The sequence below is a fragment of the Streptomyces ficellus genome (assembly GCF_030406405.1).
Classification (GTDB): Bacteria; Actinomycetota; Actinomycetes; order Streptomycetales; family Streptomycetaceae; genus Streptomyces; species Streptomyces ficellus_B.
This window is the reverse complement of record NZ_JAUEPL010000019.1, coordinates 29039-42135: the sequence shown is the minus strand read 5'-3', so window position 1 is coordinate 42135 and position 13097 is coordinate 29039. Positions and strand designations below refer to the sequence as shown.

Genomic DNA, 13097 nt, shown 5'->3' with positions numbered 1-13097 from the left:
CTCCGGCTCACCTGGTCCGCCCTGTCGGTCTACCGCTCCTTTCCCCGATGTTCAGGAACGGCAACCTCCGCCGCGAGCATTCTGCGCAGACATCCCAGGCAACGGGAACGCATGGGTCCCAAACTTCCTTGTGAGATACCCAACTCCCCTGCGATTTCGCGGTAGGTGGGGTCGGTGGGCGACAGCATCGCAGTCAGCAGCCGACGGCAGTGCGGGGGCGTGCGGCCGACGGCGGTACGCAGCGCCCGGCGGCGTTCGGCGCCGAGCGCGGCCACGTCGGTTTCGGCCTCCGACGCGGGGTCCCCGTCGTAGGGCAGTTCCCGTACGACGGTCCGGCGGGCGCGGCGGGCCTCGGCCCGGACGGTGCGGCGCAGCCAGTCGGCGGGCCGGTGCGGCAGGCCGGGCCCGCCGTCCAAACGCTCCAGGAGCCTGAGCCATACGGCCTGTTCGAGGTCGGCGGGCTCGACCCCGGCGGCCGCGGCTTCCGCCTGCGACTCGGCGGCGAGCAGGGGCGTCAGGGCTCCGACCAGGGCGGGGAGGGCCGAGTCGGGTGGTTCGGGGGCCTGTTCGGGGGCCTGTTCGGGGCTCTGCTCGGCAGTCTGCTTGGGGGGTGTCATGCCGGGCACGACACCGCCCGGCCCATCCTCGGTTGCCGTTTCCGCCTCAAACCCCCCGTCCGGGCGGTCGCCCCGGCCGCCGGCTGACGGGCGTGCCCGGTGCGGTACCGGAGGTGGGGCGCCCATGCGCGCGGGCGCCCCACCCCGCGGGGCGACGCGTCAGCGGTCGCGGAAGTCCGCGGCGGCCAGCAGGCCCGTGTCGGGCTGGTCGGTGAAGATGCCGTCGATGCCGGTGGCGAAGTACGCCTCGTACGCGCCGAAGACGTCCCCGTACGCCGCCGGGTCCGTGCCGCGCCGGAAGTCGGCCGGCAGGAAGGTGTTCTCGTTGCGCAGCGTGTACGGGTGGAGGATCAAACCCTTGGCGTGCGCGTCCCGCACCAGGGTGGTCGGCTTGCCCAGCTTGCCGTCCTTGCCCTTGGGGATGACCAGGTCGAGCAGGGGGCCGATGCCCTGTGCGTACGACGCGATCCACGTCAGGCCCTCGGGCGTGATCAGGTCCGCGACCGTGCGCGGGTCGCCCGCCTCGCGGAAGTCCCAGGGACGGTCGTCCGGGGTCCACAGCAGCACGACGCGCGGTGTGGAGACGAGCTTGGCCATCCGCTGCATGCTGCTCGGCTCGAACGACTGGAGGAAGGTCGCCGAGTCGGCGCGGTGGCGCCCGTACCGGCGCAGCAGCTTCGCGAGCGGCTCCTCCAGGCCGAGGCCGAGCCCCCGGAAGTAGGTGGGGTGCTTGGTCTCGACGTACAGCCAGACGGGGCGGCCGCGCCGGCGGCCCTCCTTCTCGGCCCAGCGCAGCACCTCCTCGAAGGTGGGTATGGTCCAGCGCCCGTCGTAGACGGTGTTCTCCTGGCGCGTGCCCGGGATGCGCTCCTTGGCGCGCAGCGTCTTCAGCTCCGCCAGGGTGAAGTCCTCGGTGAACCATCCCGTCAGTGACGTGCCGTCGACGGTCTTGGTGGTCTTGCGGGCGGCGAACTCGGGGTGGTCGGCGACGTCCGTCGTCCCGGTGATGTCGTTCTCGTGGCGGCAGACCAGATGCCCGTCCTTGGTCGGGACGAGGTCCTGCTCGATGACGTCGGCGCCCATGTCCAGCGCGAGCTGGTACGAGCCGAGGGTGTGCTCGGGCCGGTAGCCGCTGGCTCCGCGGTGCGCGATGACCGTCGGGACTGGCAGCCGACGGCGGGAATCCGCCGGGGTCGACGCCTGCGCGGCGGTGCCGCCCGGGCCCAGGGAGAGGGCGGCCGAGCCGAGCACCGCCGCTCCGAGGACGGTCCGGCGGCCCGGACTCCTGCGCGCACCCTGTGTCATGGAGGCTCCTTCGTGAGCAATTTTCGGACTGTTGAGCGAGGCCGATCGTAGGCAGCGGTGCCTTACGTACGGGAGACCCTGGACGAACTCGTGGCAAACGCGGGTCAACACTGCGTATCGACTCGGTGAACCCGATGTGCGGGCGGGGGCAACCCGCGAGTATCGTCCTCACCTGCACATACTGGTCACGTACGTGGTCGGCTACTTCGACGGAGGACTCGTTGTCCCGCTTCGCGCTCATCAAGGCAGTGCTCGGCCCGGTCATGCGCCTGATGTTCCGCCCCCGGGTGGAGGGCGCCGAGAACATCCCCGGCACCGGTCCGGTCATCCTGGCGGGCAACCATCTGACGTTCATCGACTCGATCGTCCTGCCGATCGTGTGCGACCGGCAGGTCTTCTTCATCGGCAAGGACGAGTACGTCACGGGCAAGGGCCTCAAGGGCCGCCTGATGGCGTGGTTCTTCACGGGCGTCGGCATGATCCCGGTGGACCGGGACGGCGCCAATGGCGGCGTGGCCGCGCTGATGACGGGGCGCCGGGTGCTGGAGGAGGGCAACGTCTTCGGCATCTACCCGGAGGGCACCCGCTCCCCCGACGGGCGGCTGTACCGGGGCCGTACGGGGATCGCGCGGCTCACGCTGATGACGGGCGCGCCGGTGGTGCCGTTCGCGATGATCGGCACGGACAAGCTCCAGCCGGGCGGCGCGGGCCTGCCGCGCCCGGGCCGGGTGACGGTGCGCTTCGGCGAGCCGATGGAGTTCTCGCGCTACGAGGGCATGGACCGCGACCGGTACGTGCTGCGGGCGGTGACGGACTCGGTGATGGCCGAGGTCATGCGGCTGTCGGGGCAGGAGTACGTGGACATGTACGCCACGAAGGCGAAGGCCGCGTAACAGGACGCCTGAGTGCGCCTGACCACGTATGACGTAGGTGTCAGGAAGGGCCGCGCCCCGCCGGGGGCGCGGCCCTTCCTCGTGCGTCACGGGTGCTCGATGCCCTCCGCCAGCTTCTGGCCGCGCAGCAGGAACCAGGCCGCGACCGCCGTCGCCAGCAGGACCGCCGCACCGGCACCGGCGGCGATGCGCAGGCCCTCGACGAACGCGTCCTGCGCGGCGGTGACCAGCGCGCCGGCCGTCGCCTCCGGCAGGTCGGCGGACGCCTCCACGGCGCCGCCCAGTGACTGGTGCGCGGCCGCCGCCGTGCCGGCGGGGACGCCGTCGGGCGTGGCGAAGTCGCTGTAGACGCCGGTCACCACGGAGCCCAGGAGGGCGATACCGAGCGCCGCGCCGAGTTCGTACGCCGTCTCGGACACCGCCGACGCGGCGCCCGCCTGTTCCCTGGGCACGCTCGACAGGATGACGTCCGCGGTCACCGTGAACGCGAAGCCCGCGCCGATGCCGACGACGAGCAGCGACGCGCCGAGCAGCGGATAGCCGGTGGACCGGTCGAGCAGGGTGAGCACGGCGAGCGCCAGGCCCACCGCGGCGAGGCCGCCGGAGACCACGGACCGTACCGAGTACCGGCGGGCGACGACGCCCGCGATCAGACCGGCCGTCACCGCGCCGATCGCGGCGGGGAGTTCGGCGAGCCCTGCCTCCAGGGGGTGGCGTCCTTGGACCAGTTGGAGGAACTGGGAGAGGAAGAACACCAGCCCGGACAGGCCCAGGATGGTCAGCAGGTCGGCGAGGACCGCCCCGGAGAAGCCCCGGTGGTGGAAGAGCCGCATGTCGAGCAGCGGCGCGTCGAGCCGCAGCTGCCTGCGTACGAACCAGGCCAGCGCGGCGACGCCGATCACGGCGGCGACGCCCATGTCGAGGCGCAGGCCGTGCGCGGCGGCTTCCTTGACGGCGTAGACGACACCGATCATGCCGATGAGCGAGAGCGCCACGCTGGGCAGGTCCCACGGGCCGGGCGCCGGGTTCTTCGACTCGGGGATGAACTTGGCGCCGACGACGACCAGGACCACCATCACGGGCAGGTTGATCAGGAAGACCGAGCCCCACCAGAAGTGCTCCAGGAGGAACCCGCCGACGACCGGGCCGACGGCCGCGCCGGCGGAGGCCATGGCGCCCCAGATGCCGATGGCGAGGCTGCGTTCGCGCGGGTCGTGGAAGAGGTTGCGGATGAGCGCGAGCGTGGACGGCATGAGGGTCGCGCCCGCGACACCGAGCAGCGCACGGGCGACGATCATCAGCTCGGGCGTGGTGGCGTACGCGTTGAGCACGGAGACGGCGCCGAACGCCGCGGCTCCGGTCAGCAGCAGCTTCTTGCGGCCGATGCGGTCGCCGAGGCTGCCCATGGTGACGAGGAGCCCGGCGATGACGAAGGAGTAGACGTCGCCGATCCACAGCAGCTGGGTGCCGGTCGGGCGGAGGTCCTCGCTGAGGAAGGGGGTCGCGAGACCGAGGACGGTCGCGTCGACCGCCACCAGCAGCACGGCCAGGACCAGTACGGCGAGTGCCAGCCATCGGCCCGGGCGGTGCAGAACCTCCGATTCCTTGGCGGACTGATCTGTACGGGTCATCTCTCCACGCTCCTGCGTGCTCCGCCGAGCAGCAACTCGACGATCATGTACTGGAAGTCCTTGGCGGCCACCCGCCCGTCCTGCACGGCCCAGGCGCAGGTGCCGATCAGCCCGTAGAGCGCCTCGGTGAGCCAAGCGGGCGTGAGGTCGATCCGGAACTCGCCGCGCTCCTGGCCGCGCCGGAAGAGGGCGGAGACCCGGGCGTCGAGACGGGCCCAGCCCTCGTTCATCTGGTCGCCCTCGAAGAGCTGGTTCTCGGTGACGAGGAACGCGAGCAGTCCCGCGACGGGCTCCAGTCCGGCGACGAGGCGGCGCAGCGCCTCCTCGGCGGTTCCGTCGTGGAGCCTGGCCTGGTCGATGGCCGCCTCGAACTCCTGGATACCGAGCGCTTCCAGCGCCCTGACCAGCGCGTCCCGCCCGGCGAAGTGCCGGTGCAGGGTCGCGCGGCCGATGCCGGCGGCGCGGGCGACCTCGTCCATGGTGGCGGTCGCCTTGCGGGAGAGGAGGGCGGCGGCGGTGCGCAGCACCTGCTCACGATCGACTGTCATGAGACAACCATAGCCCAAATGAGACATCAACGTCTCACCAGCTTGGGGCGGCTCCTGTCCGACAACGACAGCGCCGCCGTCCGGCGAACCGGACGGCGGCGCTGTGAGCGGGCTCTTGGCTGCTGTGTTACCCCTTGGCTTCGGCCCAGGCGTGCTGGATCACCAGGTCCGCCTTGACCTCGGCGAGCTGGGTGGCGACGGCGGAGGGGGCGGTGCCGCCCCGGCCGTCGCGGGAGGCGAGGGCGCCGGGGACGTTCAGGACCGTCCGTACCTCCGGGGTGAGGTGCTCGGAGATCTTGGCGAACTGCTCGTCGGTGAGCTGGTCCAGCTCGATGCCGTGCGCCTCGCACTCCTGGACGCACTCCCCCGCGACCTCGTGCGCCACGCGGAACGGTACGCCCTGCTTGACCAGCCACTCCGCGATATCGGTCGCGAGCGAGAAGCCGGCCGGGGCGAGCTGCTCCATCCGCTCCCGGTTGACCGTGAGCGTGGCCATCATGCCCGTGAACGCCGGCAGCAGGACCTCCAGCTGGTCGCAGGAGTCGAAGACCGGCTCCTTGTCCTCCTGGAGGTCGCGGTTGTACGCGAGGGGGAGCGCCTTCAGGGTGGCGAGCAGCCCCGTGAGGTTGCCGATGAGGCGGCCGGACTTACCGCGCGCGAGCTCCGCGATGTCCGGATTCTTCTTCTGGGGCATGATCGACGAGCCGGTCGAGAACGCGTCGTGCAGGGTCACGAAGGAGAACTCCTTCGTGTTCCAGATGATGACCTCCTCGGCGATCCGGGAGAGGTTCACGCCGACCATCGCGGTGATGAACGCGAACTCGGCGACGAAGTCGCGCGAGGCCGTGCCGTCGATCGAGTTGCCGGCGCTGCCGTTCTCGAAGCCCAGGTCCTTGGCGACCGCCTCCGGGTCGAGGCCCAGGGACGAGCCGGCCAGCGCGCCGGAGCCGTACGGGGAGACCGCCGTGCGCTTGTCCCACTGGCGCAGCCGCTCCGCGTCCCGGGACAGCGCCTGCACATGGGCGAGCACATGGTGGGCGAAGAGCACGGGCTGGGCGTGCTGGAGGTGCGTACGGCCCGGCATGGCGAGGTCCGGGTGCGCCTCCGCCAGGCCCACGAGCGCGTCCTGGAGGTCGGCGAGGAGCCCGCCGATGATCCGGGCGTGGTCGCGCAGGTACATCCGGAACAACGTGGCGACCTGGTCGTTGCGGGACCGGCCCGCCCGCAGCTTGCCGCCCAGGTCGGGGCCGAGGCGCTCCAGCAGGCCGCGCTCCAGGGCGGTGTGGACGTCCTCGTCGGCGATGGTGCCGACGAAGGAGCCGTCGGCGACGTCCGCCTCCAGCTGGTCGAGCCCGGCGAGCATGCGCGTGAGTTCGTCGGCGGTCAGCAGCCCGGCCTTGTGCAGCACACGCGCGTGGGCGCGGGAGCCGGCGATGTCGTACGGCGCCAGACGCCAGTCGAAGTGCACGGACGCCGACAGCTTGGCCAGCGCCTCGGCGGGACCGTCGGCGAAACGGCCGCCCCAGAGCCGGACGTCACCGTTGTTGCTGCTCACTGCTGCTCCTCTGGAGGGGTGCGGATGTACCGCCGCCTCCCCACCGCTGGGTGAGGAGGCGGCTGTCGAACGAGTCGGGTCAGGCGAGGCCGGCGTCGGGCTATGCCCGCAGATCGCGCCGCGCGGCGATCTTCGACGACAGGGCGAAGATGTCGATGAAGCCCTGCGCCTTGGACTGGTCGAACGTGTCGCCCGAGTCGTACGTCGCCAGGTTGAAGTCGTAGAGCGACTCGTCCGACTTCCGGCCGGTGACGACGGCGCAGCCGCCGTGCAGGGTCATCCGGATGTCACCGGAGACGTGCTGGCTGGCCTCGTTGATGAAGCCGTCCAGGGCCCGCTTGAGCGGCGAGAACCACAGGCCGTCGTAGACCAGCTCGCCCCAGCGCTGCTCGACCTGCCGCTTGTAGCGGGCGAGCTCACGCTCGACGGTGACGTTCTCCAGCTCCTGGTGGGCGGTGATCAGCGCGATGGCGCCGGGCGCCTCGTAGACCTCGCGGGACTTGATGCCGACGAGCCGGTCCTCGACCATGTCGATCCGGCCGATGCCCTGGGCGCCGGCGCGCTCGTTGAGCTGCTGGATCGCCTGGAGCACGGTGACGGGCTTGCCGTCGATGGCGACCGGCGCGCCCTCCTTGAACGTGATGATGACCTCGTCGGCCTCGCGCGGGGTGGCCGGGTTCGAGGTGTACTCGTAGATGTCCTCGATCGGACCGTTCCAGATGTCCTCCAGGAAGCCGGTCTCCACGGCCCGCCCGAACACGTTCTGGTCGATGGAGTACGGGGACTTCTTGGTCGTCGCGATGGGCAGCTCCGCCTTCTCGGCGAAGGCGATGGCCTTGTCCCGGGTCATCGCGTAGTCCCGGACGGGTGCGATGCACTTCAGGTCGGGGCCGAGGGCCTGGATGCCGGCCTCGAAGCGGACCTGGTCGTTGCCCTTGCCCGTGCAGCCGTGGGCCACGATCGAGGCGTTGTGCTTCCTGGCGGCGGCGACCAGGTGCTTGACGATGGCCGGCCGGGAGAGCGCCGAGACCAGCGGGTAACGGTCCATGTACAGCGCGTTGGCCTTGATCGCCGGAAGGCAGTACTCGTCGGCGAACTCGTCCTTGGCGTCGGCGACCTCAGCCTCGACCGCACCGCAGGCGAGCGCGCGCTTACGGATGACGTCCAGGTCCTCGCCGCCCTGGCCGACGTCCACGGCGACGGCGATGACCTCGGCACCCGTCTCCTCGGCGATCCAGCCGATGGCGACGGAGGTGTCCAGTCCGCCCGAGTAGGCGAGTACGACGCGCTCGGTCACGGGTTTCTCCTTAACGGTGCATGCGGTAATGAGCATAAGTATGCACTCCCCCGTATGTTTCGTCAACGTGGGCCTGTGCGGACACGCGCGGGCGTGCGGTGGCGACGGTCGGGCGCGGCGCGGGGGCCCGGCCGGGCACGCGCCCGCGTCCACGGGGCATCACGCGTGCCCGCGAGGCATCACGCAGGTCCGTGTGGTGCGCGGAGGAGAACCGTCCTCTCACGCTGAGCAGTTGATGCCTATGACCGTTGAATGTGAATGAATTCTGTTGCGCATTCAGGGAATAGGGCGTGCGTCAGCGCGAAGTCATTGAAAGGGTAACGGTGTTGCGATCTCCTCACCAAGGTCTAGGCTGGGCAGTGAGGTTGATGATGTGAATGTCGCGCTGAGACACGACTCCTTGAACACCGCACAATTCGCTTGAGATGCGAAAGGAGGTGAACGACATGCGTGCATACGAGCGTCCGACTCTGACCGCGGCCGGCTCTTTCCGCAAGACCGGCTTGGGCACCGACAGGGGACCGGAAAAGAGGCTCGTCCTCCGGTTCAGCCTGTGACGCGTTGCCAGGTGGTGGTGGGTTTCCGTTGACCCCACCACCACATGTGGTTCTCCCGCCTCGCGGCGTCCAGGAAAGGCACCGTCGTGGTCGATTTTCCGGTTTTTGACGAGATCCCCGGCTGGTTCGTCGTTCTTCCCGACCGTGCTGCGGCCGCCCCGGTCGGGGCCGCGCTGCGCGACCGGGCGGTACAGGAGGTCAGCCATCCCTCGGGGCGGCCCTGGCTGCTCGGGCGCTGGTCTCCGGACTCCATGGCCGTGGGCGAGGCGGGCCCGGTAAGGATCGCCGTCATCGGTGAGCACGCGGTGACCGCCGGCCGGCTCACCACGGCGGCGGGTCGGACCAGCACGGTCGCCGACCTGGACGGACTCGCCGGGTCCATGACGGGAAGCTTTCACCTGGCCGCCTCGGTCGCCGGTGACGTACGGATCCAGGGGACCCTCACCGGCCTGCGCCCGGTGTTCCACGCGGACGTCGGTGACGTGTCGGTGGCCTCCGACCGGGCCGACGTGCTGGCCGGGCTTCTCGACGCCGGGGTGGACAGGCGGCGGCTGGCCCTCCACCTGCTGGATTCCTTCGCGCTGTACCCCCTGGCGGGCGAGCCGGTGTGGCGGGGCGTGGACGTCCTCTCGACCGGCCGCTACCTGGTGCTCGGTCGCGACGGACGGCGACGGACGGTCACCTGGTGGACGCCTCCGGAGCCAGTGGTTCCGATGGCCGAGGGCGCGCCCGCGTTGCGGGAGGCGCTGTCGGCGGCGGTCGAGGTACGGGTCCGGGGACGGGATCTGGTGAGCTGCGACCTGGGCGGGCTGGATTCGACGTCGGTGTGCTCCCTGGCCGCCCGGGGCGGGGCCGGCGTCGTCGCGTACACCGCCGACGGCCGGGACCCCGTGGGCGACGATGTGACGTGGGCCCGCCGCACGGTCGCCGGGCTGGGGAACGTGGAGCACCACATCATCCCCGGGGACCGGATGCCGATGGTGTACGAGGGGCTGCGCGACACGCGCGACCGGTTCGACGAGCCGTGCCCGGCCGCCGTCGACAGCAGCCGATGGCTGGTCGTCCCGCGGCTGGCCGCGGCGCGTGGCTCACGACGGCACCTGACCGGCTTCGGCGGGGACGAGTTGCTCGCCGGATCGCCGGCGCACCTGCACGCGCTGCTGCGCACCCACCCGAGGACCGCGCTCCAGCGCGTGCGTGGTTTCGCCGCCCAGCGCCCGTGGTCCCACCGGGAAGCGCTGCGGCAACTGTGGGACCGCAGCCCCTACCGGGCGTGGCTGGCCCGGGTCGCCGGCCAACTCACCGCCGTACCACCCCCGATGGACACGCCCACCCTGGACTGGGGCTCACCGCCGCGGATGCCCCCGTGGGCGACACCGCACGCGGTCGATGCGGTGCGGGAGCTGATCCGCACCGCCGCCCCCACCGCCGAACCCCTGGCCGAAGGGCGCGGGCAGCACGTCGAGCTGGAGGCGATGCGCAGTACGTCGCGCATGGTGAGGCAGTTGGGTCAGATGGCCGCCGGGCTCGGGATCACCCTGTCCGCCCCGTACTACGACGACCGGGTCATCGAGGCGGGGCTGGCGGTGCGGCCGCAGGACAGGATCACGCCCTGGCAGTACAAGCCGCTCATTGTCGAAGCGATGCGCGGTGTCGTTCCCGACGAGAGCCTCACCCGCCACACCAAGGATGAGGGGTCCTATGAGGTGGAGGCGGGACTGCGCGAGCACCGGGCCGAATTGCTCGCCCTGTGCGAGGAATCCCGGCTGGCCCGACTGGACTTGGTCGACCCGGACGCACTGCGCGAGGTGTGCAGCCGACCGCTGCCTCCCACCCTGCAATTCGACGCGCTTTTTCAGACCGTGGCGTGCGAAGTCTGGCTGCGTACGCTGGAAACCGCCACCGTCGCGGGCTGACGGAAACAGCCGCTGATGGAGAAAAGCAATGACGACGCTCAAGCTGCGTGACGGCGTGTTCACGGCCGAGACCGAGTACGGGATCGCACTGCTCGATGAGGACCACGACCAGTACTGGACCCTCAATCCCAGCGCCGCCATCGTCGTGCGGACATTGCTGGACGGCAAAAGCCCCGATGAGGCCGTGCGGGCGCTCACCGAGCAGTACGCGGTGGACGCCGACAGCGCGCACCGGGACGTCGAAGAGCTGATCGGCGAATTGCGCTCGGCGGGCCTGGTCGAACAGCACACCGGGCATTCCCCGGCCCGGCGCCGCCCGCACCGGTGGCGGCCGGAGAAGAGGCCCTCATGACCTCTCCGGAAGCCGTTTTCCACCACCCGCGCTCGGTGCCCCTGCGGCGCCGCCTCTTGGTCCGGCTTGTCGTCGGCGCCGCACGGCTGCTGGCCAACCAGCGCCCCCGGCGCATCCGGAACGTGCTCGGCCTGCTTCGCCGGGGTGCGCGTCCGGCCACCTTCGAGCAGGCTCAGGCGGCGCGGGACACGGTGGTCGCGGTCAGTCTGGCGTGCGCGGGGCGGGAGGGGTGCCTGCCCCGGTCGCTGGCCACGACCCTGCTGTGCCGCCTGCACGGCAGGTGGCCCACCTGGTGCGTGGGCGCCCGGCGCCTGCCGCCGTTCAGCGCGCACGCGTGGGTGGAGGCGGAGGGGGTGCCGGTGGGCGAGGACTACCCGGCCGACTACTTCCGTCCGCTGTTCACCGTGCCGTGCGCCGTCCGGCACCAGCGCCGCGAGTCCGATACGTCCGGTATATCCGGTGAGTCCCGGCGGCCGGACGAGAGCCCTGAGTCCCGTGACTCCTCGAAGTCCCGTGATTTCCATGACTCCCGCGATTCCCAGCACTCCCGGGATTCCCAGGACTCCCATGAGCCCGTGGGCCCTGAGCCGTGACGCCCGAAGCGGCAGGTGAGCACAGCCGGGTCGGCCCGCGGGACGTCCTGCGCCTGCTGTACGGACACCGGCGGTGGATCGTCCTCGCCGTGCTGCTGACGCTGGGCGCCTCGGCGCTCAGCCTGGCCCAGCCCCTGCTGGTGAAGAAGGTGATCGAGTCGACCGCGGCCGGGAGCGCGGTGGGCCTGGTCATCGTGCTGCTCGTCGTCCTCTTCGTCGGCCAGGCGCTGGTGCAGGGCCTCGCCCAGTACGTCCTCGCCCGTACGGGCGAGGGCATCGTCCTGGGCGTCCGGCTCAGGCTCATCAAGAAGGTGCTGCGGCTGCCGATGGCCGTGTACGACCGGCAGCGCATCGGCGATCTGATCTCCCGTACCAGCACCGACAGCACCACCCTGCGGCTGCTCATCGCCGAGGGCTTCACGGACGCGGTGACCGGTGCCATCGGGCTGGTCGGCGTCGTGGCCCTGATGGTCTGGCTCGACTGGCTCCTGTTCCTGATCGTGCTCGCCATGGTGGCGATCGCCTCGGTGATCGTCGCCTCGGTGCTGCGCGGCATCGAGGTCGCCTCGCTGGTCACCCAGCAGGCGACGGGCGCGATGACCGCCGACCTGGAGCGCGCGCTCGGCGCCATCCGTACCGTCCGGGCCAGCCGCGCCGAACAGCGCGAGACGGACCGCATCGGGAGCCGGGCCAGATCGGCGTACGCGGGCAGTGTGCGGATGGCGAAGCTGGACGCGGTGGTGGCACCGGCGGTCGAGCTGGCCGTGAAAGGGTCGTTCCTCGTGGTGCTGCTCATCGGCGGTATGCGCGTCGCCGAACGGCAGGGCTCGATCGCCGACCTCGCCGCCTTCCTGCTGTACATGATCTATCTGGTGGGGCCGATCGGCATGCTCTTCCAGTCCTTCAGCACCATGGAGCAGGGTGTGGGCGCCTACCGCAGGGTCACGGAAGTGATGGCCATGCCGACCGAGCAGGACGCCGCGCCCAGGCCCGTGTCCAAGCCCCCGTCCATGGCCGCGACGACACCCTCCGGGGCGCCGGTGCTGGAGTTCCAGGACGTGTGGTTCGGGTACGAGCCGCGCCGGCCCGTCCTGCGGGGGGTGAGTTTCGCGGTGCCGCAGAACGTCCAGGTGGCGCTGATCGGCAGCTCCGGGGCCGGCAAGTCGACCGTCTTCGCGCTCATCGAGCGCTTCTACGATCCGGACCGCGGCCGCATCCTCTTCGACGGCCGCGACATACGAACGCTCAGCCGCGCCGAGCACCGGGCCCGGATCGGCCTGGTGGAACAGCACACCCCCGTGCTGTACGGCACGCTGCGGGAGAACCTGACCTACGCCGCCCCGGACGCCGGCCCCGACGAGGTCGACCGGGTCGTCGAACTGGCGCATCTGACCGAGCTGGTGTCCCGGCTGCCGCGTGGCCTGGACACCGACGCCGGTGAGCACGGCATGGCGCTCTCCGGCGGTGAACGCCAGCGGATCGCGATCGCCCGCTCCCTGCTGGCCCGCCCCAGGCTGCTGCTGCTGGACGAACCGACGGCGCACCTGGACGCGGCCAACGAGGAGGTGCTGCGCCGGTCGATCAGGCAGACCGCCGACCAGTGCGCGCTGCTGGTCATCGCCCACCGGTCCTCGACCATCCGCGCGGCGGACCTCATCGTCGTACTCCACGGAGGGCGGGTCATCGCCACCGGCACCCATGACGAACTGCTCGGCGCGAGCGCCCACTACCGCCTCCTGGCGGGCGCGTCCCGGCACGCCGGAGACGCACTCCCCCGATAGCGGCCGTTCGGACGCGCCGTACGAGCGGCTCGCGGGCGGTACGCGTACGTTC

12 protein-coding genes are annotated in these 13097 nt (G+C 71.1%); 6 read left to right on the top strand and 6 right to left on the bottom strand.

The annotated features are described in order from the left end of the window. Positions 1–29 precede the first annotated feature (29 nt). Positions 30–617 (bottom strand): sigma-70 RNA polymerase sigma factor region 4 domain-containing protein, encoded by a 588-nt coding sequence (locus tag QWM81_RS14750; RefSeq protein WP_290112378.1) that lies wholly within the window; start codon positions 615–617, stop codon positions 30–32. Between the two features lie 159 nt (positions 618–776). Beyond that, complete coding sequence (locus QWM81_RS14745) at positions 777–1922, bottom strand: glycerophosphodiester phosphodiesterase (RefSeq protein ID WP_290112377.1); 1146 nt, start codon at positions 1920–1922, stop codon at positions 777–779. A 134-nt stretch (positions 1923–2056) separates the two neighbouring features. Here QWM81_RS14745 and QWM81_RS14740 point away from each other — a divergent pair, with 134 nt between their 5' ends. Beyond that, positions 2057–2815 (top strand): lysophospholipid acyltransferase family protein, encoded by a 759-nt coding sequence (locus QWM81_RS14740; protein ID WP_290112463.1) that lies wholly within the window; start codon positions 2057–2059, stop codon positions 2813–2815. A gap of 86 nt (positions 2816–2901) precedes the next feature. On the opposite strand, the gene QWM81_RS14735 is transcribed toward QWM81_RS14740, so the two are convergent. From QWM81_RS14735 to QWM81_RS14720, 4 genes are all read right to left on the bottom strand, one after another. Continuing rightward, entirely contained in the window at positions 2902–4446 is a 1545-nt protein-coding gene (locus tag QWM81_RS14735; protein WP_290112376.1) for an MFS transporter, read from the bottom strand. Continuing rightward, entirely contained in the window at positions 4443–4994 is a 552-nt protein-coding gene (locus QWM81_RS14730; RefSeq protein ID WP_290112375.1) for a TetR/AcrR family transcriptional regulator, read from the bottom strand. The genes QWM81_RS14735 and QWM81_RS14730 overlap by 4 nt, the downstream gene beginning before the upstream one ends. Before the next feature lie 127 nt (positions 4995–5121). Continuing rightward, on the bottom strand, positions 5122–6549 hold the full coding sequence (argH, locus tag QWM81_RS14725) for an argininosuccinate lyase (protein WP_290112373.1): 1428 nt from the start codon (positions 6547–6549) through the stop codon (positions 5122–5124). A 100-nt stretch (positions 6550–6649) separates the two neighbouring features. Continuing rightward, positions 6650–7846 (bottom strand): argininosuccinate synthase, encoded by a 1197-nt coding sequence (locus tag QWM81_RS14720; protein WP_290112372.1) that lies wholly within the window; start codon positions 7844–7846, stop codon positions 6650–6652. Positions 7847–8271: 425 nt separating this feature from the next. Between QWM81_RS14720 and QWM81_RS29120 the strand changes: the two genes are divergently transcribed. From QWM81_RS29120 to QWM81_RS14700, 5 genes are all read left to right on the top strand, one after another. Continuing rightward, positions 8272–8403, top strand: a complete 132-nt coding sequence (locus QWM81_RS29120; protein ID WP_353938300.1) for a keywimysin-related RiPP — start codon at positions 8272–8274, stop codon at positions 8401–8403. 86 nt (positions 8404–8489) lie between these two features. Beyond that, positions 8490–10319: a lasso peptide isopeptide bond-forming cyclase gene (locus QWM81_RS14715; protein WP_290112371.1), complete on the top strand. Its 1830-nt coding sequence runs from the start codon at positions 8490–8492 to the stop codon at positions 10317–10319. A 28-nt stretch (positions 10320–10347) separates the two neighbouring features. Then, positions 10348–10671 carry a lasso peptide biosynthesis PqqD family chaperone gene (locus QWM81_RS14710; RefSeq protein WP_290112370.1) on the top strand — a complete coding sequence of 108 codons (324 nt, stop codon included), beginning with the start codon at positions 10348–10350 and terminating at the stop codon, positions 10669–10671. Next, positions 10668–11264 (top strand): lasso peptide biosynthesis B2 protein, encoded by a 597-nt coding sequence (locus tag QWM81_RS14705; protein ID WP_435372371.1) that lies wholly within the window; start codon positions 10668–10670, stop codon positions 11262–11264. The genes QWM81_RS14710 and QWM81_RS14705 overlap by 4 nt, the downstream gene beginning before the upstream one ends. Next, a complete protein-coding gene (locus QWM81_RS14700; protein ID WP_290112369.1) occupies positions 11261–13045 on the top strand; it encodes an ABC transporter ATP-binding protein in 1785 nt (594 codons plus the stop codon). The genes QWM81_RS14705 and QWM81_RS14700 overlap by 4 nt, the downstream gene beginning before the upstream one ends. Positions 13046–13097: the final 52 nt, after the last annotated feature.

Coding starts and splice junctions, on each gene's coding strand:
- QWM81_RS14750 (WP_290112378.1), bottom strand. CDS start 617: ATGACACCCCCCAAGCAGACTGCCGAGCAGAGCCCCGAACAGGCCCCC.
- QWM81_RS14745 (WP_290112377.1), bottom strand. CDS start 1,922: ATGACACAGGGTGCGCGCAGGAGTCCGGGCCGCCGGACCGTCCTCGGA.
- QWM81_RS14740 (WP_290112463.1), top strand. CDS start 2,057: ATGTGCGGGCGGGGGCAACCCGCGAGTATCGTCCTCACCTGCACATAC.
- QWM81_RS14735 (WP_290112376.1), bottom strand. CDS start 4,446: ATGACCCGTACAGATCAGTCCGCCAAGGAATCGGAGGTTCTGCACCGC.
- QWM81_RS14730 (WP_290112375.1), bottom strand. CDS start 4,994: ATGACAGTCGATCGTGAGCAGGTGCTGCGCACCGCCGCCGCCCTCCTC.
- QWM81_RS29120 (WP_353938300.1), top strand. CDS start 8,272: ATGCGAAAGGAGGTGAACGACATGCGTGCATACGAGCGTCCGACTCTG.
- QWM81_RS14710 (WP_290112370.1), top strand. CDS start 10,348: ATGACGACGCTCAAGCTGCGTGACGGCGTGTTCACGGCCGAGACCGAG.
- QWM81_RS14705 (WP_435372371.1), top strand. CDS start 10,668: ATGACCTCTCCGGAAGCCGTTTTCCACCACCCGCGCTCGGTGCCCCTG.